Source organism: Psychrobacillus sp. NPDC058041 (assembly GCF_042885655.1).
Taxonomy (GTDB): domain Bacteria; phylum Bacillota; class Bacilli; order Bacillales_A; family Planococcaceae; genus Psychrobacillus.
Genome location: NZ_JBHVRO010000017.1, coordinates 1 through 17,774 on the forward strand (window position 1 = coordinate 1; position 17,774 = coordinate 17,774).

Sequence of the window (17,774 nt, forward strand, 5' to 3'; positions counted from 1 at the left end):
TCACACCCGTTCCCATACCGAACACGGAAGTTAAGCTCTTCATCGCCGATGGTAGTTGGGGGTTTCCCCCTGTGAGAGTAGGACGTCGCTAGGCATAATAATATTCCGAAGTAGCTCAGTGGTAGAGCAATCGGCTGTTAACCGATTGGTCGTAGGTTCGAGTCCTACCTTCGGAGCCATTTTTGGAGAGCTGTCCGAGTGGCCGAAGGAGCACGATTGGAAATCGTGTAGGCGGGTAACCCTGTCTCAAGGGTTCAAATCCCTTGCTCTCCGCCAGATATTTACTCTCTTATTACATAATAATGGCCCCTTGGTCAAGCGGTTAAGACACCGCCCTTTCACGGCGGTAACACGGGTTCGAATCCCGTAGGGGTCACCATTAATATTTAAAGTAACATACTTATATATATGAATTTACCCAGGAGGATTAGCTCAGCTGGGAGAGCATCTGCCTTACAAGCAGAGGGTCGGCGGTTCGAGCCCGTCATCCTCCACCATTAATTTCATCATAATATTATCGCGGGGTGGAGCAGCTCGGTAGCTCGTCGGGCTCATAACCCGAAGGTCACAGGTTCAAATCCTGTCCCCGCAACCAAATGGTCCCGTGGTGTAGCGGTTAACATGCCTGCCTGTCACGCAGGAGATCGCCGGTTCGATCCCGGTCGGGACCGCCATTTTTTAGAGATTTGAGATAAGCGAGAAGGTCGAGGAAGCGATTGAGTGAAAGAAGGAGCGTACTAAAGTACGTGACTGATTGAACGAATGAAGCTGACAAAGAGATTCGAAGCTTAGCGCAAATCGAAGTAGGCTCAGTAGCTCAGTCGGTAGAGCAAAGGACTGAAAATCCTTGTGTCGGCGGTTCGATTCCGTCCTGAGCCACCATTTTTAAGCCGGAGTAGCTCAACTGGTAGAGCAACTGACTTGTAATCAGTAGGTTGAGGGTTCAAGTCCTTTCTCCGGCACCACTTTTTAGTGGAGGGGTAGTGAAGTGGCTAAACACGACGGACTGTAAATCCGTTCCTTAGGGTTCGGCGGTTCGAATCCGCCCCCCTCCACCATTTTTATTTTAGGGGCATAGTTTAACGGTAGAATAGAGGTCTCCAAAACCTTTGATGTGGGTTCGATTCCTACTGCCCCTGCCAATTTTACAGTTAACTTGAATAATGGCGGTTGTGGCGAAGTGGTTAACGCATCGGATTGTGATTCCGACATTCGTGGGTTCAATTCCCATCAGTCGCCCCATATTCCTAATTAGTTAGCTTTTTTTTATTTGTGGCGGTCGTGGCGAAGTGGTTAACGCATCGGATTGTGATTCCGACATTCGTGGGTTCAATTCCCATCGGTCGCCCCATTGGGGTATAGCCAAGCGGTAAGGCAACGGATTTTGATTCCGTCATGCCCTGGTTCGAATCCAGGTACCCCAGTTTTTTTGCGGAAGTAGTTCAGTGGTAGAACACCACCTTGCCAAGGTGGGGGTCGCGAGTTCGAACCTCGTCTTCCGCTCCAACTATTAAATGGCGGCATAGCCAAGTGGTAAGGCACAGGTCTGCAACACCTTTATCACCGGTTCAAATCCGGTTGCCGCCTCCAATTTTTAAAATAATAACATGTCTTTTATTTTGCCGGTGTGGCGGAATTGGCAGACGCGCGGGACTCAAAATCCCGTTCTTTCGAGAGTGTCGGTTCGACCCCGACCACCGGTATTCCAAATATGACTTAAAGTCATATACACCAAGACTTCTAACTTCTAGTTAGAGGTCTTTTTTTTATTAGTAGGAAGTTAAAAAGTATAAGATCCGATTTTTAAACAGATGCAAATTAAGTAAGCCGAAGAAGCGTATAGGAAGTTGTTGCTCTTTTACAGATTTCGAATTATTTTGTTTCCCTTTAGTAATGTGGAACTATTGCTAAATATTAAGTTTGGTTAAGAAGAAGTTAGGGTAAATACTAATATAAATGTTAGCTTGGTGAGAGTGAATAGGAGGAAAATAAAGATGAAAAAAAAGTATAACTTCATTATGGATGGAAAAATTATAGATGTATATGCTTCATCTAAAGTAGAAGCATATAAAAAAGCAGCGACTATAAATTATGAAATGAGTAAGGAAGAAAATTCACTCAAAAAGAATTGTGTATAGATACCTTGAGACCTTTGTTAAGGGAAGAATTAGATTTGGTATGGGAAAGTGCTCATATAAAGCAACTACATAAGATTCAGATTGTATTAATTACGTCTATTTGGTATATTATTAGTTATATACAATCTGCGATGTGATCAAGTAAATAAGAATTGTGAGACAGAAAATATAGCAGCTTGCTGAGAGCTATATCACCGCTTCTTATTGAAACCTACCACGGAGATGTTATGCAAACATAACCGGTTCGTTGTCGTTAACCAACGTTTGAGATAGTTCGTTTAAATTGACGAACTAATTAAAGGTGGTACCGTGTCTATCCAGTGTAAAGACGCCCTTTTTATAGGGGAGTTTTTACGCTTTTTTTATTTTAAAGGAGGAAAAGTAGATGTCTACACAACAAAATGATTTTACAAAATGGTATATCGACACAATTCAAAAGGCAGATTTAATGGATTACACACCTGTTCGTGGGTGTATTGCGTTTAAACCAGATGGCTTTGAAATCTGGGAGCACATTCAAGAAGAAATGAACAGACGTTTTAAAGAAACAGGACATCGTAATGCTTATTTCCCAATGCTTATCCCTGAATCTTTTTTCCAAAAAGAAAAAGATCATATTGAAGGATTCGCTCCAGAGCTTCCATGGGTAACAGAAGCAGCTGGTGAAAAATTAGAAGAGCGTTTAGCACTTCGCCCAACTTCTGAAACAATGATTGGTCATTTGTATTCGGATTGGATTAAAAGCTATCGTGATTTACCAGTATTAATTAACCAGTGGGCAAACGTGTTCCGTTGGGAAAAGAAGACGCTTCCTTTCATTCGTACATCTGAATTTTTATGGCAGGAAGGGCATACTGCTCATGTCGATGAAGAGGATGCACGTAAAGAAACGATGCAAATGCTTAACATTTATAAAGAGGTTGTTGAAGAGCTTTTGGCTATTCCAGTATACGATGGTCAAAAAACGCCTTCTGAACGCTTTGCAGGGGCTGTAGATACGTATTCGATTGAAGCAATGATGAAGGATGGAAAAGCAGTTCAAGCTGGAACTTCTCATTACTTGGGAACAAAATTTGCAGAAGCATTTGATATAAAGTATTTAAATAAAGAAAACAAACATGAACACGTGCATACTACATCATGGGGAACTTCTACACGCCTAATCGGTTCTGTTATTATGGTACATGGTGATGAACAAGGTCTTGTTTTACCACCACGTGTTGCACCAACTCAAGTTGTATTAATTCCAGTAGGTCCTTGGAAAAAGAACCCTGCGATTATGGAGAAACTAGATGGGCTATATGCTGATTTAAAAGCAAAAGGCATTCGTGTACGTCTGGATGATTCAGACCAATCTCCAGGTTATAAATTTAACGAGTGGGAGCTAAAAGGCGTTCCTGTTCGCGTTGAATTAGGACCACGTGATTTAGAAAATAACCAAGCACTACTTAAAGCACGTGATGAGGGTGACAAAGTATCCGTAGATATTCCTAATCTAGTGGAACTTATTGAAGAAGAGTTAACGACTATGCAAACGCGTTTACTAGAAAAAGCTCGTGCATTCCGTGATCAAAATTCTCATACAATTGTAGATTCAATAGAGCAACTAAAACAACATCTTACTGACTCCACTGAAAAGGGAGAAATCCCAGGTTGGATTCTTGCAGGATGGTGTGGAGACGATGCTTGTGAAGAACATGTGAAAGATGAGACGAAATTCACAACTCGTAATATTCCATTCAATCCACCAGTTGAAAAGGCTACATGTATTAACTGTGGAAAAGAATCAAAACATACAGTTTGGTTCGGGCGTGCGTATTAATTAAATAATAAGAATCATCGTAAAAAATCAACCATTGCATATTAAATGGTTGATTTTTTATTTATTCAAAAATTCATGTAAGATGAAAGAAATACAATCGTCTAATTAGTAAAGGAAGGGGGGATCCCTTGGAGAGGAATTTGATAGAAGAATGGTTTGATTTATATGAAAGAGATATTACAAGCTTTCTAGTGTACTATACTGGATCAATGGATGTGGAGGATCTAGTACAAGAAACCTTTCTTCGTGCATTGAACAAAATTTCAAGATTTAACGAAAAGGCACATCCGAAAACATGGTTAATATCTATTGCAAGAAATATGGTAATTGATCACTATCGTAGAAACCGTGTCTGGAAGAAATTGAGGCACCTCTTTTTACACGAACAATATTTCTCGTTTGAAATAGATCAGCGTATTCTTCTAAATCAGCAAAATACTTATTTATATAACGCTATTAATAGCCTTCCAGCTAATTATAAAGAAGTAATTATTCTTAGAGGGATTTTGGATATGTCATCCAAGGAAGTAAGTAGCATTTTGAAAAGTAACGAGAACAACATAAATGTACTGTATCACCGTTCGTTAAAAAAATTGAAGATAATGTTGGAGAAGGAGGGGTATGAATATGGAGGATTTAAATAAACTGCAAGAGGAGTTAAAAAAGCTTCCTAAATATTCACTTGAGAATGAACAAAAAGAGAAAGTTTTATATTCATTAAGATCCAATCAAAATTCTCCTAAGAAAACTTTTTTCCTAACCCCGATATTTACTATAGTAGGAATATGTTTAGTCCTATTATTTCTTTTTTTAACGAATGAGTATAATAACAAACTAAGTGCTCAGACGGGTACAGTTTTTCCATTACCAGATAGAGTTCAAGAAGTAGTTGGAGTAAAAGGAAAGATAGGTATTCTTGTTCCTAAGGAACAATTTATTGCTGAAGACAGGAGAAGAGGATCAAAGATAATGCTATATTTTTGGGGAGATCCAAATAATCTCGTTGGAAGGAATTACTTGGTTGAAGCGGTGAATAAAAAAGGGGAAAAAATTGAGCTGTCTCGAGGTATCCTTTCAGCTGGTTTATACAGCGAGGATGCTCATACATTAACGAGCTTTGTCCCATTTCCAAACGAGGGAGAATGGCAGTTATCATTCTTGGTGGAAGATGAATTAGTGGAAGCATTTACTATTAACGTATTGCCGCCATTTCCTAAAACTGAGCATTATACATTATCTGATTCTCCAAAAGAAATACCAGTTGGTGAAGAATATGAATTATATATAGAAAGTACAATTGGCGAGAAGGAGCAAATAGAAGTCCAACTACTTGATGATAAAGGGAATATTAAACAAGAGACTATTTTTCAAGAAGAGGGATTTAATATTGATGCTAGTAACTCCCAGGAAATTTACTTTTATAAAGGTAAAATTACATTGAAAAAGCATGGAACTTGGAAGCTTATTATTGACGGAGAGCAAACAGGTCTATTTAAAAATTAGAATAATAAAACATCCTCGCATACCTAATAATAATAGGCAAGCGAGGATGTTTTAGCTTATAAACTTTTTCTCATGATTAACAACGAAATAAGACACGACTACTATTAGAAGTGCGCTTATTGGAATAACAGTTAAAATTCTTGCTAATATTTCTGAAGTCATTTCAAGTACGGAGAAAATAAGAGTACCGTGGACAAGTACAAAAAGAGTACCAAAGAATAAGCCGCTCATTAAAGTCAGTTTGACACCATTTTCTCCTAGAATTCCTAACACAAATGGGACAGCACATAATATGAAAAGATATAAATAATTTAAATCACCTAACCCATCGACCATTAAATATTCTCCAAATGACAATTTAAAAAGAATAGCTGTTCCATACACAAGTATAAATAAACCAATAATGCTTTTAATTGCTAAGGCTAGTTTCTGAGAAAGCAGTACTCCCATCCTCTCTTTTTATGTATGTAGGTTCGAGAAATAACTAGAAACTGTCGTATTACATATTGTATGTACTAGGAACAATTGTTATTATAAATCCATTTGAGATGCTTAATATTATTGTTTAAATCATAAAAACGCTCCGCCACAAAAGTGGAAAGGAGCGTTTTTTCATAGTAGGAAACCAGAAAGTAAACTAATTAAGTTTCAATAGCAATAGTTAGTCATTAGTCATTGGTCACAAAGTGAAAAGTTAGAGGTCATTGGTTTTTCTAATCATTTTGAAATTGATTTCCTAACTATGCCTTGGCAAGGAGTCTCACCTTACCAAGGATTATGCATACTTTGAATCATCAAAAAGAATCATTACAGAGTAGTTTTTTGCATTGATAATTCCCGATAATTTATTTGCATCTTTTTCGTATTGCAAAGCATTTAATCTATATTCCTCAGGGTTGAATAAGGCAACTTGGACATAGGTAGCACCTTCTCTATATCCATATTGTACTCGTTGTTTCTCAGAAGCACCCAATTGCTTGTATATCCTTGCTTGTGCGCGCATTTGTGTAGCTAGTTCTATTGCTTCTACAATTGTATAATCTTTGTCTTTAAACATTACTGTATTGCTGATATTTGCTTCATAAATGAGTTTATCGAGAGTACGTATATCTTTTCTCGTTCCTGTTATTTCATTGTCCACTACTGATACCGTTCTTGGTCCCACTTCAGGAATAGTATCCTTTTCTATAATTGTGAAAGCTACTCGAATAATTTCTTCTTCTAGTTCTTGAACTCTTTTTAATAATAGACTTTTTAATTTTACAGCTTCTGCTAACGAGATATTTGCCATCACTACTTATATCCTCCATTCTTTATTGTCATCGTTTAAAATAGTAGAGAGCGCATCTCCTCCATGAATTTGGGTAAACATTGCACCCATCGATTCAACTAGTTTGCGACTATCTTCTAAATCGGTAGAAGGTCGAAGAAAAACAATTTGGAAAGCATTTGACGTATCTTCCGTTACAGCAGTTCTTATAGAATCAACAAATGGGCTACCGAATGGACCGACCTTATCTTCTAAAGTGAGTATATGTTGTAATTTATTCTCTCTCCCATTTAATCCTTCATACTTCGTTTCCTCACTGCAAAGTGAAATAGTCACATCTCCTTGAATCTTTTCTAGATCATAAATTCCCATCGGTATTTCATATCGCATCGAAAAGAAATTATTTAGGTCAACAGCGGAATGCATAGGTGTGATATAATTTTGTTTTGCAATTCGTCGATACAATGCTTCAACAGAAGGACGATATCGGTTAGGATCTGCACCTAGTTTTTTCCATAGTACTCGCCATTCTTTAATGCCCTCAAATTCTGTTACAGACTTTTCTTCCAATTCAAAGAAAAGTTGCTCTTGAAATAATTGAAGACGCCCCTTAAGCATTTGAGGCGAAGAGGATACAATAATTTTGGTATAATGAATAATGCCTATTTTAATAGTAGGTTCTATTTGCAATAAAGAATCATCTAATTTTACAATCATAACGACCATCCTAACACATATTTTCTTTAGTTTAGCATAAGAAAGGGAGAACAATTGTGAATATCAACCAATTTCAAGAAAATCTAATTGAATATGCTTCATCCATTGGAATTGATAAAATTGGGTTTACTTCTGCCTCTCCATTTCATGAATTAAAAAATAGATTAATTCGACAGCAGGAACTTGGATTTGCTTCCGGTTTTGAAGAACCAGACATAGAAAAAAGATCGCATCCAGATCTTTTACTTTCTGATGCAGAAAGTATTATTTCAATTGCTATTGCTTATCCGGCAAAGATGAAAGATGCACCTTCTAGTAAGGTAGGTGCGAGACGTGGAATTTTTGCAAGAGCTTCATGGGGATTGGATTATCATACTGTTTTACGTGAAAAACTTGCTCAATTAGAATTATTTATATTAACGCATATACCAGATGCAAGGTTGCGGTCAATGGTAGATACAGGTGAACTATCGGATCGGGCTGTAGCAGAACGTGCAGGAATAGGGTGGAGTGCTAAAAATTGTGCTATCATTACCCCTGAATATGGATCTTATGTATATTTAGGTGAGATGATTACATCAATTCCGTTTGCTCCAAGTGAGCAAATGGAGGATCAGTGCGGGGAATGTACACTTTGCTTAGACATTTGTCCGACAGGGGCATTAATAGAAGGCGGGCAATTGAATGCACAGCGTTGTATTGCTTTTATAACGCAAACGAAAACAATGGTTCCAGATGAGTTTCGTGCGAAGATAGGAAATAGAATTTATGGATGTGATACATGTCAGACCATTTGTCCGAAAAATAAAGGGAAAGCTAATTTACATCAGGAAGCGTTTAAGCCTGACCCAGAGCTTGTAAAGCCATTATTGCTACCATTATTGAGTATGACAAATCGAATGTTTAAAGAAACGTATGGGCATATGTCCGGAGCCTGGAGAGGGAAGAATCCTATTCAACGTAATGCTATTATTGCGCTTGCCCATTTCAAGGAAGTTTCTGCAGTACCAACATTAATCGAGCTAATGGAAAATGATGCTCGTCCGGTTATTCGTGGGACTGCTGCTTGGGCAATTGGAAAGATTAACACTGATGATGGATTAACTGCATTGAAAAGAGCTGAACAAAACGAAAAAGTAGAAGAAGTAATAGAAGAAATACGAAAAGGTATACAGTTTTACATATTAGAGAAATAGGAAGTGGAATAGTTGAGTATTAATATTGTATTATATCAACCAGAAATCCCAGCAAATACTGGGAATATTGCTAGAACATGTGCTGGAACAGGAGCAAAATTACATCTAATTCGACCTCTTGGGTTTTCAACGGATGATAAAATGTTAAAACGTGCAGGACTCGATTATTGGGAGCATGTCGATATTACGTATTATGATGGATTAGATGATTTTTTTGAGGCACATCCGGAAGGTGAATATTATTTAATAACAAAGTTTGGGGCGAAACCACATACAACATATGATTTTAGTAACGTGGAAAAGGATCATTTCTTTATTTTTGGACGTGAAACAAAAGGGTTACCACGCGAGTTTATCGATGCACATCCAGATCGTGCTTTAAGAATTCCAATGAATGATAATATTCGATCATTGAACTTATCAAATACTGCTGCGATACTAATTTACGAAGCTTTACGTCAGCAAGATTATCCTAATTTACATTAAAAAAACGGACAGGTCTATTTAGACTTGTCCGTTCTTAGTATTATTACTTGTCAGAAGCACCTGGTTTGTCTTCGTATCCTGCTTTGAAAATCGCAGCAAGGAACGCTACAATAACTCCAAGAATAAGGATAAGATTCATATTGAGTTCCTCCTCTAATATATTCTGAACTAAGTATACCCTATTTAGTATCAAAAAGAAATATTGCGGGAAAGTGAAATTATGTCCGAAATGTTTCTATTGAAAGTTGCAACCTATGGAATATTCTACTACCATAGTGAAAAGGAGTGATTTTTTAAATGAGCAATTTGAAAAATGGTCCAGAAAACGGTTCGATGGCAACAAATATGGAAGAAGTGAAACTGTTAGGAAAGCAAATGGAGAAGCTGAGAGACGATAATGGTTTGGAACAAGATAATCGAGTATCAGACCCAGCGCAATCAGACGATACTTCTTCCATGAAGCAGAGAAAAAACGACTGATTAATTTCAGTCGTTTTCCTCATAAGAAAGGATGAGTTCAATGAAATTACATAAGGATTCAACAAAACGTTTAGCAAATGGTGTAGAAATGCCACGTATTGGTTTAGGTGTATATAAAATGACAGAGCCAGATATAGCTTTACAAGCAATTTCAGCTGCTTTGGATAATGGTTATCGTCATATAGATACTGCTTCTCTTTATGCAAACGAGCAGCAAGTTGGAGAGGCGGTACGTAATTCGTCCATTCCACGAGAAAGTCTTTTTATTACAACAAAAGTATGGAATAAAGATCAAGGGTATGACCAGACGTTAAGAGCATTTGAAAAGTCATTGGAATTATTAGGACTCGATTACATAGATTTATATTTAACGCATTGGCCAGTGAAAGAGACATTTATTGAAACGTATCGTGCAATTGAACGTTTATATGAAGAGAAGCTAATCCGTGCTACTGGTGTATCTAATCATCATCAACACCATCTTGAAGCAATTGCTGCAAAAGTAAATATTAAACCAATGGTCAATCAAATTGAATGTCATCCTCGTTTAACTCAATTTGACCTAAGAGAATATTGCAATGAACAAGGAATTGCAGTTACTTCATGGTCACCACTTGCAAGAGGTGGGTTACTAAATGAGCCGACATTAAAACGAATTAGCGGAAAATACGGTAAATCGCCAGCACAAACAATCATTCGCTGGCACTTACAACATGATTTAATTGTGATTCCAAAATCAGTGACACCTACTAGAATTGTTGAAAATCTAAATGTATTCGATTTCGAATTATCCTTTGAAGATATGAAAAATATCGATGCACTAAACTTGAATGAACGTACTGGAGCAGATCCAGATAATTTTAGTTTTAATTTTTAAGTTGAAACACTATAGTCTTGTTTTCTCCATAGTGAGAAAGCAAAGCTATAGTGTTTTTTAGATACGAAAGTATATGGATTTTCGTTTCAGGTGGACGCGTTCCGCGGGGTGAGCGATAATCCATCACCTCCGCTACGCGTTCGTTGTGATGGATTATCTGTCTCACAGAGGAACAAAGGCTAAGAGCGCCACATCGTGTGGCAACGCCTTCGTGACCAACTTCCTGTTGGCCTCCTGCTGGAGTCGCCACCTTTCACTACAATCCATTAAGTGAGTAGTACCTAACAAGAAGAGTTAGCTCAGCTATTGCTATGAGGAAGAAATAGTTTAAATAAAAGTAGTGATCATGCCATCCTGTAATCGTTGTTGAATAAGAGATGCTTGTGCTTTTCTTATTATTAAGAAATATTTACCAAATATGAAACTTTTCATCTAATATTAACGTATTATAGTGAACTGTTTGGCTTTTCGAGTTGATTAATTAAAAAATAACAGTTCAGGTGAGGATAAATATATGGGATTATTTTTTGAAAAAGTAACGAGGAAAAAGAGCGCAAAACCAATTATTATTCTAAGAACAATAATGCTTATCGCAATGATTACCTTTTTAATAATGGCAATCATAAATGGTATAGAAATGCTCTTTCTGAAATATGTCTTTGTAATAGCTGGTGTTTTCTCTATTATGGATGGAATCGAAAGTTACTTTCATAAACAAAGTCGAAAGGTTATTCTAACTGAAATGAGTGTAGGACTAGTTTATTTCATCCTTTCAATTTCAATAAAATAGGGGGAAGTCACTTATGGATATGAAAAAGAGATTTAGGATGTTTTGGTGTTTCATGATTAGTTTGGTCTTGTTAGTCGCATGTCAAGAAGGTACTGAGGAACCTGCCATTCAATTTTCAAGCGGTTCTGTACTATTATACATTGAGCAACATCTTCTAATTGCTCCAACTTGCTTGATAGTTATAATCTAAAAAGAAAACTGTGCTCTAGGAGGCAAGCATTATGGGATACATAGAAGATTTAAGGAAAATAGTTGGTCATAGACCTTTAATATTTGTAGGTGCTGTTACTGTTATCATCGATGAAATGGGTAGGTTATTAATGCAACAACGAAAGTTTCCGTATGGTTATTGGGGGATAACTGGAGGATTAATGGAATTAGGAGAATCCACAGAAGATGTTGCAAGAAGGGAAATTTTTGAGGAGACTGGTTTAACTGTTGATAAACTCAATCTAATAAATGTTTATTCAGGACCAGAAAACTATATAATAGCTGAAAATGGGGATGAATTTTACGTTGTTACAGTTGCTTATTATACGGAAGGGTTCAAAGGAGAATTAAACATCGATAAGTCTGAATCTATTAAATTTGAGTTCTTTTATCCAAATGAATTGCCAAAGAATATTGTTAAAAGTCATAAAGTTATTTTAGATGAATTTATTTCTAAACATTATTCGAAAGAAATTCAATTAAAGAGATGAGCTTGTCTACAAAATGTGGAAACATTTTTTACAAAGGGAAGGTTAGTTCAATAGAGATGTTATTTCATAGGGGGGGTTAAATGAAAAAGTAAAATTGTTAGTCTTAACAATTTTACTTTTGACAGCTCGTGTAAATAATGAGGATACGTTAAAGGCAAAAGTATCAGACTTTGAAGGTTCAGGATTTAGGAATAATAAAGGGCAGATTATTGTTTTAGTTGAGGATGGAATAATGGTTAGTGGTACCCTTCGTGTAAATGAAAAGACTAAAAAAAGCAGTATAGATGAAGTTCTTGAAAAAGAGAATGCTGAATCTGACCAAAACTTTAATAAAGTTTATAACAAAGGAAAGATTGAAACAAAGGGTTCAAAATACTATGTGACTCTTGATGATAATATTTCTTTGGAGTTTGAAAAATTAGGAGAACGTATAATCAAAGATTTAAAAGGTGTAGAATATTTCACACAAGAAAATTCTAAATAATAACAATTGTTGATGTTAAATTATTGCTACCTAAAAGCGTATTCGAATTTGAATACGCTTTTACTTATATTATTTGATGTGTTGACTTCGTCATCAACCCATTTTACGTTAAATCAACCTTTTCCTTTTACATAGTCTTTCGAAAAGGAGTAATTTGCATCCTTATAGAATATATGAAAAAAAGAACATTGGGATTTGAAGTGATATTTAAATGTTTTTTCCATGCAAGTATATGAGTATAAACACTATTGTTTATAAAAGGAGATGGAGCTATTGAAGAAGAAATACAATCTACTTTTCATTTTAGGTATTTTCGTTGGTTATCCTATAATGAGTGGAATTCTTATCTGGCTAGGGATACCAACTTTTGACCATTTACTTGAACTGACACTAGGAAAACCGAACACGGTAAATAGATTGATAGCAATTATAGTAACAAGCATACTCATTTATTTAATCTACTTGATACCTTTTAGCATATTTAAACTAAAGAAGAAATCAATTTGAGTAGTTTAATAAGCCTTTTTCAACGAATGGAGCAGCTTGATTAATAATTGTAAGCCATTTCAATTTAACATGTCGCCAATTACTTTTGGTTTTTTATTATTTTTAATGGGCAGTTCTTTTTATTATGATTCTCACATATTACCCGTATTTTTTAAATTAAAGATTCGCTAACACAAACAACTTGTTTTTATAGTTTCTCGGAACAATATTAGAGTCATTATCCAATAATAAAATTTAATGGGGGAATACAACATATGTATCAGTATTTTAATGGGCTTGTTATTAGAGAGGGAACAAAGGGAGTACCCGCTGAATATGTTGAAGATCTGTTTAAGGATGCTGGTTGGGTTAGAAATATACCTGATTGGCAGAAAGAAAAGTTTACCCTTATTTTTGAAAATTCAACTTGGGCTTTTACTGTTTGGGATAAGGAAAATATGATTGGTATGGTTAGAGTAATTTCGGACCAAATAATGGCCGCTAACATAATGGATTTAGCAGTACTATCGCCATATCGTGGTAAGGGGATTGGTCAAAAGCTCGTTGAGTTATGTGTTCAAAAACTTCCGCATGGTGATTGGTTTGCTCATACCTCATCAAATAATTTTAGCTTTTATGAGAGATGCGGATTCGAAGTAAAGGATTTATCCACTAATGGAACCTGTGCATATTATGGATATATACAAGCTAGGAAAGATGGGCACAGATAAAAGGAGAATTTAATTATCGGGTTTTTAGTAGATATGTCATGAGCGTATTTATGTAGTCCATTAAAAGTGGAGAGGAATTGAATATGAAATTAAAAATTTTATATTTAACAATATCGCTGTTGTCATTATTGCTGGTTGTTGGTTGTTCGAATGATAACATATCAGGTGATACCTTGGATAATGAAAATTATGAAAGCGTTAGAGAAGTTGTATGGGATTTTATAGTAGAACAAGGTTGGAGTCATAATTACTCTAAAGAAAATTGGAGAAATGCAACAGTAAAGAAAACAATTGCTGATGATAGATATAAAACTTTAGATGCAACTTATAATGGAAAAGAGATATTAATTGTTGGTTTAGAAGATGCAGTAGCTTCACCATCAATATTTGTTGATCCTAAAAACAATAAAGTAATTGGCTATATGCCAGGTGAATAAATTCATAGCTAACTTTACTTATTCAACTAATGGAAGTTAGTGCAATAAATAAGTTTTAGCTAGTGAGTTTTGTGGTACGAATAGGAAAATAATAATTCAAGTTGAGAACTAAAACGAAACCAACACACAGCCGAACAACCTATCCCACAAAAAAAGACCCCTAATAAGCGGGATTAGGGGGAAATAAGATGTGCGTTTTAAAAAGAAAGAAATCTATAACATATGTTTCAGTTCTTAAATCCACCAAGAAATCGGGCAGATATGAAAAAGTTTAACAATTTTTCTTTTTGCATTTCCTATTATCGGTGTATATTGCGATAAAGGTACCAGACAAAACAGTCATCCATAAAATGAGATCCATTTTTATCACCTCCAATCGTTAGTTTAATTAGTATACGTCCGATAATGATAAAGGATTAATTAAAGATACAGTATGACCAAACTGGGACTTAAATAAACATAAAAAGGACCTTCAGAATGAAGGTCCTTAGAACAACTAAAGGCTCGGACAATAGGAGGTTAGATGTATGATGCCTCACAGTTGTTATAAACATTATATTCATTGCTTGTAAAGATATAAGGGCTGAAACCTAATAAGTAAGTCTTATATTCAATATATTTAACTTAATACATTGGAGGTAATGGAGTTCCCTGCGGCCTCCACCAAGATTCAACAATCTCCCAAGAATCCGTATAGCCGTAACCTTTCCCCGTTAAATATCAATATGGTTTGGGATATAAAGAAACGCTTGATGTAGATGAAGTATTAATGCCTGTTAAATTCGAGTCAAAAGTGAATGATAATTTGCTTTTGAAACAAGATTATAATTTAGTAGCGAGATTTTCCAATGTAATTGAAATATATAAAGGGCGTTCTCCCGGTCTTGCCATTTTCCCAAGGGCGAGTAAATTAGACTAAGAAATAATAATAGTCTTCAACTAATAGTGGCTTCAGAAGAAGAACAGTGATCTTTGTAGACGGATCTTTTATTTCTAATGAATAACAAAAAAGAGAGGAATGGATTAAAATGGCGAAAGAGATGTTTGTTCAACTTAGTGATTTTCAACTGTTTGCTAAATTGACTGGGGAGAATAAAGGAAAACCAACTGTGGTTATGGATGCTGGATATGGGGATTCTTCTAAGGCATGGGATTCAATTATCTCTGATATATCAATGCTAACAGAAGTATTGATTTATGATAGAGCTGGACTAGGAAAGAGCGAAAAGAGTTCTAAATCTAGAACAAGCAGTGAGATGGTTAAAGAATTGAACGAACTTCTTTATAGAGCAAAGATAAAACATCCATACATATTAGTAGGTCATTCTTTTGGTGGAGTAAACGCACGGTTATATGCTACTGAATATCCTAATGAGGTTAGTGGTTTAATCTTAGTTGACTCTACTCCGGAAGATTATAGAGAAAAATTTTTGCCAACGATGTCAAAAGAGTTTCGAGAAGCATATAACAAACAATTTGTTTACGAAGGTAATTACGAAGAATTTATGGGAAGTTTAAAACAGGTAAAAGAATCTAGAAGGAAATTAAATGTACCTTTAATTGTCCTTTCAGCAGGCAAAAAAGCTCATTATTCCGAAGAATCTCAGAAATTATGGAATGAAATGCAAAAAGAGATTCTTGAAATATCTTCAAACAGCGAATTCATAGTTGCTGAGAACAGTGCTCATTATATACAAAATGATGAACCAGAGGTGGTAATTGATGCAATAAAGCGAATGATTGAGAAATTCTAAGTTTTATTATTATCTTGTTTCTTATTCATGCAGCAGGTTAGTTAAAGAAGAATAGAATAGTAATTTTAAATAAAGAATTTAGTTCAAAATTAGTTGAAGTATAATGAATTAATTTATTTGTGGAGATGATTTAGTGTTTAAATATAATGTATGTTTTTTGAAAAGTAATGACCGAATCTTAATGCTGAATCGTGAAAAGCCACCGATTATGGGTGTGTGGAACGGGGTTGGCGGTAAATATGAAGCAGGAGAAACAGCTGATGAGGGTGCAATACGTGAAGTATTTGAGGAAACAGGTATCAAAGTAAACGAATATTACTCAAAAGGTCTAATTACATGGAATAAAAGTGATGGGGAAAAAGATGGGATATATGTGTACTTATTCGAAGTAGATGCGACATTAGGAAATGAACCCATACAAAAAACAAGAGAAGGGATTCTTGATTGGAAACAAATAGATTGGATAATGAACCCGAATAACTTAGGGATTGCTGAAATGGTATTTTAGTACTTACCTGTCCTTTTAGAAAAAGAGAATGATTATTTATTTGAGTACAAAGACGGTATAGTAAAGCTTATAGTGTAAGAAGTATCTTATTTAATAAGACCCACTAAAAATAATCAAACTTTTTTATAAAATAATAAATCACAGCTAAAGAATTTATATAATCAATTTTATTTTCAAAATGTATTCATAAATTTTAAAAAAAGCACTGCAATTCGCAGTGCTAATAAGGGGTATACATACTATTTTATTTTTGTGATAAGAGCCGTCCATTAAATGGCAACCAATACTTTTCCTTACCTTTTATCCTCCACAACGATCATTTCTCCCGTAATCGGATGTACAAATTGCACTTTGAATGCGTGAAGTTCGTATGTTTTGGTTGGTGACTTTTTCGCTCCGTATAAGTCGTCTCCTACAATTGGGTGACCTAGATGGGCAAAGTGCACGCGAATTTGATGGGTGCGTCCTGTTTCAAGGATAGCATGTACTTTTGTAAAATTAGGATTTCTGCCGACAACTTCATAATGGGTAATAGCAAGCTGACCTGAAGGAGACACTCTTTTTCTAGTTGCATGATGTCGATCCACACCAATGGCAGCTCGAATTGTCCCATGATTGTTTTTTACTTGGCCTTCGACAATCGCTTCATATGTTCGGATGATCTCTTTATTTTCCAACATTCGATCAAGCAATCCCTTGACGATTGGATTTTTTGCAACAACGATTAGTCCCTTCGTGCCTTCATCAATTCGATGTACATGCTCTCCATAAGCTTGTCCCTTACTAGACAAGTATTGATGAACAGTATTCATGAATGTGTGGTTTTGACCTGCTTCATTTGGATGTGTTGCAACACCACGAGGTTTCGATGCGATTAGTAAATACTCATCTTCATAAGCTACATAAAGAGGTATTTGATCGGAAGAAAGATAATTCGAAACATCTCCTTCCCATGTAAAAACAAGTATATCCCCTTTTTGAAGCGGTGCTTTCCATTGTAATAGTTCCCCATTTACATTACTAACTGCTTTTTGCATTCGTAAATCATGGATTAGTTTTTTACCAAGCTTCCATTTTTGTTGGAAAATTATATCAATTGTAAGTCCATCCTCTTGTACTTCATAACGAAATGTATGTATCATTCTTTTCTCTCCCATTAAAAAAGGCCATGTAATAGTGAGCACTGAAAAACTTTTTATAGTAGCTATTCGCTGAAAATTTACTTCATATAAAAGGATTTAGCGCGACGGTATGAGACTCCTGCGGGATAAGCGAGACAGACGAGACCCCGCACGAAGCGTAAGCGTAGGAGGAGGCTCGTCGCTCGCCCCGCGGAAACCGAATGCCAGAGTGCTAATTCCGGGGAGTAGCTATTTATTAGTAAATTTATTAGA

19 protein-coding genes, 16 tRNA genes, 1 rRNA gene and 1 pseudogene are annotated in these 17,774 nt (G+C 35.8%); 33 read left to right on the forward strand and 4 right to left on the reverse strand.

The window, feature by feature from the left end; genetic code table 11:
• The 21 genes from rrf to ACFVR1_RS18535 form a co-directional block, all read left to right on the forward strand.
• Positions 1-94 (forward strand): 5S ribosomal RNA (gene rrf / locus ACFVR1_RS18435); the annotation flags it as partial.
• 10 nt (positions 95-104) lie between these two features.
• Positions 105-179 (forward strand) — tRNA-Asn (locus tag ACFVR1_RS18440).
• 5 nt (positions 180-184) lie between these two features.
• Positions 185-276, forward strand: a tRNA-Ser gene (locus ACFVR1_RS18445).
• A 28-nt stretch (positions 277-304) separates the two neighbouring features.
• Positions 305-379: transfer RNA gene (locus ACFVR1_RS18450), tRNA-Glu, on the forward strand.
• Between the two features lie 42 nt (positions 380-421).
• Positions 422-497, forward strand: a tRNA-Val gene (locus ACFVR1_RS18455).
• A 21-nt stretch (positions 498-518) separates the two neighbouring features.
• Positions 519-595, forward strand: a tRNA-Met gene (locus ACFVR1_RS18460).
• Between the two features lie 3 nt (positions 596-598).
• Positions 599-674: transfer RNA gene (locus ACFVR1_RS18465), tRNA-Asp, on the forward strand.
• A 132-nt stretch (positions 675-806) separates the two neighbouring features.
• Positions 807-882, forward strand: a tRNA-Phe gene (locus tag ACFVR1_RS18470).
• 7 nt (positions 883-889) lie between these two features.
• Positions 890-965, forward strand: a tRNA-Thr gene (locus tag ACFVR1_RS18475).
• Positions 966-974: 9 nt separating this feature from the next.
• Positions 975-1,058: transfer RNA gene (locus ACFVR1_RS18480), tRNA-Tyr, on the forward strand.
• 10 nt (positions 1,059-1,068) lie between these two features.
• Positions 1,069-1,142 (forward strand) — tRNA-Trp (locus ACFVR1_RS18485).
• A gap of 24 nt (positions 1,143-1,166) precedes the next feature.
• A tRNA-His gene (locus ACFVR1_RS18490) sits at positions 1,167-1,242 on the forward strand.
• A 33-nt stretch (positions 1,243-1,275) separates the two neighbouring features.
• Positions 1,276-1,351 (forward strand) — tRNA-His (locus ACFVR1_RS18495).
• 1 nt (position 1,352) lies between these two features.
• Positions 1,353-1,424: transfer RNA gene (locus ACFVR1_RS18500), tRNA-Gln, on the forward strand.
• 7 nt (positions 1,425-1,431) lie between these two features.
• Positions 1,432-1,506 (forward strand) — tRNA-Gly (locus tag ACFVR1_RS18505).
• Positions 1,507-1,516: 10 nt separating this feature from the next.
• Positions 1,517-1,590: transfer RNA gene (locus ACFVR1_RS18510), tRNA-Cys, on the forward strand.
• A 31-nt stretch (positions 1,591-1,621) separates the two neighbouring features.
• Positions 1,622-1,703, forward strand: a tRNA-Leu gene (locus ACFVR1_RS18515).
• Positions 1,704-1,994: 291 nt separating this feature from the next.
• Positions 1,995-2,138 carry a hypothetical protein gene (locus ACFVR1_RS18520; protein ID WP_387586124.1) on the forward strand — a complete coding sequence of 48 codons (144 nt, stop codon included), beginning with the start codon at positions 1,995-1,997 and terminating at the stop codon, positions 2,136-2,138.
• Between the two features lie 385 nt (positions 2,139-2,523).
• Complete coding sequence (gene proS / locus ACFVR1_RS18525; RefSeq protein WP_387586125.1) at positions 2,524-3,960, forward strand: proline--tRNA ligase; 1,437 nt, start codon at positions 2,524-2,526, stop codon at positions 3,958-3,960.
• Positions 3,961-4,088: 128 nt separating this feature from the next.
• Positions 4,089-4,604 carry an RNA polymerase sigma factor gene (locus ACFVR1_RS18530; RefSeq protein WP_387586126.1) on the forward strand — a complete coding sequence of 172 codons (516 nt, stop codon included), beginning with the start codon at positions 4,089-4,091 and terminating at the stop codon, positions 4,602-4,604.
• A complete protein-coding gene (locus tag ACFVR1_RS18535) occupies positions 4,588-5,463 on the forward strand; it encodes a hypothetical protein (protein WP_387586127.1) in 876 nt (291 codons plus the stop codon). The genes ACFVR1_RS18530 and ACFVR1_RS18535 overlap by 17 nt, the downstream gene beginning before the upstream one ends.
• 51 nt (positions 5,464-5,514) lie before the next feature.
• On the opposite strand, the gene ACFVR1_RS18540 is transcribed toward ACFVR1_RS18535, so the two are convergent.
• The 3 genes from ACFVR1_RS18540 to ACFVR1_RS18550 form a co-directional block, all read right to left on the reverse strand.
• Positions 5,515-5,913, reverse strand: a complete 399-nt coding sequence (locus tag ACFVR1_RS18540; RefSeq protein WP_387586129.1) for a hypothetical protein — start codon at positions 5,911-5,913, stop codon at positions 5,515-5,517.
• Between the two features lie 325 nt (positions 5,914-6,238).
• The gene (locus ACFVR1_RS18545) at positions 6,239-6,754 is read right to left on the reverse strand and encodes a hypothetical protein (RefSeq protein ID WP_387586207.1); all 516 of its coding nucleotides are present in this window, start codon (positions 6,752-6,754) and stop codon (positions 6,239-6,241) included.
• 6 nt (positions 6,755-6,760) lie between these two features.
• Positions 6,761-7,450, reverse strand: coding sequence for a B3/B4 domain-containing protein (locus tag ACFVR1_RS18550; protein ID WP_387586131.1), 690 nt, complete (start codon positions 7,448-7,450; stop codon positions 6,761-6,763).
• A gap of 56 nt (positions 7,451-7,506) precedes the next feature.
• On the opposite strand from ACFVR1_RS18550, the gene queG reads away from it, so the two are divergent.
• The 12 genes and pseudogenes from queG (at position 7,507) to ACFVR1_RS18610 (ending at position 16,458) form a co-directional block, all read left to right on the forward strand.
• Entirely contained in the window at positions 7,507-8,646 is a 1,140-nt protein-coding gene (gene queG, locus ACFVR1_RS18555; RefSeq protein WP_387586133.1) for a tRNA epoxyqueuosine(34) reductase QueG, read from the forward strand.
• Positions 8,647-8,658: 12 nt separating this feature from the next.
• Positions 8,659-9,132, forward strand: coding sequence for a tRNA (uridine(34)/cytosine(34)/5-carboxymethylaminomethyluridine(34)-2'-O)-methyltransferase TrmL (gene trmL, locus ACFVR1_RS18560; RefSeq protein ID WP_387586134.1), 474 nt, complete (start codon positions 8,659-8,661; stop codon positions 9,130-9,132).
• A 297-nt stretch (positions 9,133-9,429) separates the two neighbouring features.
• Positions 9,430-9,612: a multidrug ABC transporter ATPase gene (locus ACFVR1_RS18565; RefSeq protein ID WP_387586136.1), complete on the forward strand. Its 183-nt coding sequence runs from the start codon at positions 9,430-9,432 to the stop codon at positions 9,610-9,612.
• 40 nt (positions 9,613-9,652) lie between these two features.
• Positions 9,653-10,489 (forward strand): aldo/keto reductase, encoded by an 837-nt coding sequence (locus tag ACFVR1_RS18570; RefSeq protein ID WP_387586137.1) that lies wholly within the window; start codon positions 9,653-9,655, stop codon positions 10,487-10,489.
• A gap of 514 nt (positions 10,490-11,003) precedes the next feature.
• Complete coding sequence (locus ACFVR1_RS18575; RefSeq protein WP_387586139.1) at positions 11,004-11,279, forward strand: hypothetical protein; 276 nt, start codon at positions 11,004-11,006, stop codon at positions 11,277-11,279.
• Between the two features lie 221 nt (positions 11,280-11,500).
• Positions 11,501-11,980, forward strand: a complete 480-nt coding sequence (locus tag ACFVR1_RS18580) for an NUDIX hydrolase (RefSeq protein ID WP_387586141.1) — start codon at positions 11,501-11,503, stop codon at positions 11,978-11,980.
• A gap of 94 nt (positions 11,981-12,074) precedes the next feature.
• Positions 12,075-12,464, forward strand: coding sequence for a hypothetical protein (locus ACFVR1_RS18585; RefSeq protein ID WP_387586142.1), 390 nt, complete (start codon positions 12,075-12,077; stop codon positions 12,462-12,464).
• Between the two features lie 273 nt (positions 12,465-12,737).
• The gene (locus ACFVR1_RS18590; protein ID WP_387586144.1) at positions 12,738-12,971 is read left to right on the forward strand and encodes a hypothetical protein; all 234 of its coding nucleotides are present in this window, start codon (positions 12,738-12,740) and stop codon (positions 12,969-12,971) included.
• Between the two features lie 254 nt (positions 12,972-13,225).
• Positions 13,226-13,681 carry a GNAT family N-acetyltransferase gene (locus tag ACFVR1_RS18595; RefSeq protein WP_387586145.1) on the forward strand — a complete coding sequence of 152 codons (456 nt, stop codon included), beginning with the start codon at positions 13,226-13,228 and terminating at the stop codon, positions 13,679-13,681.
• A gap of 83 nt (positions 13,682-13,764) precedes the next feature.
• Positions 13,765-14,118, forward strand: a complete 354-nt coding sequence (locus ACFVR1_RS18600) for a hypothetical protein (RefSeq protein ID WP_387586147.1) — start codon at positions 13,765-13,767, stop codon at positions 14,116-14,118.
• 1,028 nt (positions 14,119-15,146) lie between these two features.
• The gene (locus ACFVR1_RS18605; RefSeq protein WP_387586149.1) at positions 15,147-15,872 is read left to right on the forward strand and encodes an alpha/beta fold hydrolase; all 726 of its coding nucleotides are present in this window, start codon (positions 15,147-15,149) and stop codon (positions 15,870-15,872) included.
• Between the two features lie 133 nt (positions 15,873-16,005).
• A pseudogene (locus ACFVR1_RS18610) lies at positions 16,006-16,458 on the forward strand (NUDIX hydrolase).
• Between the two features lie 215 nt (positions 16,459-16,673).
• Here the strand turns inward: ACFVR1_RS18610 and ACFVR1_RS18615 are convergent.
• A complete protein-coding gene (locus ACFVR1_RS18615) occupies positions 16,674-17,522 on the reverse strand; it encodes an RluA family pseudouridine synthase (RefSeq protein ID WP_387586151.1) in 849 nt (282 codons plus the stop codon).
• Positions 17,523-17,774: the final 252 nt, after the last annotated feature.

What these genes read in the sequence shown, in the direction of transcription:
- ACFVR1_RS18520 (WP_387586124.1), top strand. Translation starts at nt 1,995, where the DNA reads ATGAAAAAAAAGTATAACTTCATTATGGATGGAAAAATTATAGATGTA.
- proS (WP_387586125.1), top strand. Translation starts at nt 2,524, where the DNA reads ATGTCTACACAACAAAATGATTTTACAAAATGGTATATCGACACAATT.
- ACFVR1_RS18535 (WP_387586127.1), top strand. Translation starts at nt 4,588, where the DNA reads ATGGAGGATTTAAATAAACTGCAAGAGGAGTTAAAAAAGCTTCCTAAA.
- ACFVR1_RS18540 (WP_387586129.1), bottom strand. Translation starts at nt 5,913, where the DNA reads ATGGGAGTACTGCTTTCTCAGAAACTAGCCTTAGCAATTAAAAGCATT.
- ACFVR1_RS18545 (WP_387586207.1), bottom strand. Translation starts at nt 6,754, where the DNA reads ATGGCAAATATCTCGTTAGCAGAAGCTGTAAAATTAAAAAGTCTATTA.
- ACFVR1_RS18550 (WP_387586131.1), bottom strand. Translation starts at nt 7,450, where the DNA reads ATGATTGTAAAATTAGATGATTCTTTATTGCAAATAGAACCTACTATT.
- ACFVR1_RS18565 (WP_387586136.1), top strand. Translation starts at nt 9,430, where the DNA reads ATGAGCAATTTGAAAAATGGTCCAGAAAACGGTTCGATGGCAACAAAT.
- ACFVR1_RS18570 (WP_387586137.1), top strand. Translation starts at nt 9,653, where the DNA reads ATGAAATTACATAAGGATTCAACAAAACGTTTAGCAAATGGTGTAGAA.
- ACFVR1_RS18575 (WP_387586139.1), top strand. Translation starts at nt 11,004, where the DNA reads ATGGGATTATTTTTTGAAAAAGTAACGAGGAAAAAGAGCGCAAAACCA.
- ACFVR1_RS18580 (WP_387586141.1), top strand. Translation starts at nt 11,501, where the DNA reads ATGGGATACATAGAAGATTTAAGGAAAATAGTTGGTCATAGACCTTTA.
- ACFVR1_RS18595 (WP_387586145.1), top strand. Translation starts at nt 13,226, where the DNA reads ATGTATCAGTATTTTAATGGGCTTGTTATTAGAGAGGGAACAAAGGGA.
- ACFVR1_RS18600 (WP_387586147.1), top strand. Translation starts at nt 13,765, where the DNA reads ATGAAATTAAAAATTTTATATTTAACAATATCGCTGTTGTCATTATTG.
- ACFVR1_RS18605 (WP_387586149.1), top strand. Translation starts at nt 15,147, where the DNA reads ATGGCGAAAGAGATGTTTGTTCAACTTAGTGATTTTCAACTGTTTGCT.
- ACFVR1_RS18615 (WP_387586151.1), bottom strand. Translation starts at nt 17,522, where the DNA reads ATGATACATACATTTCGTTATGAAGTACAAGAGGATGGACTTACAATT.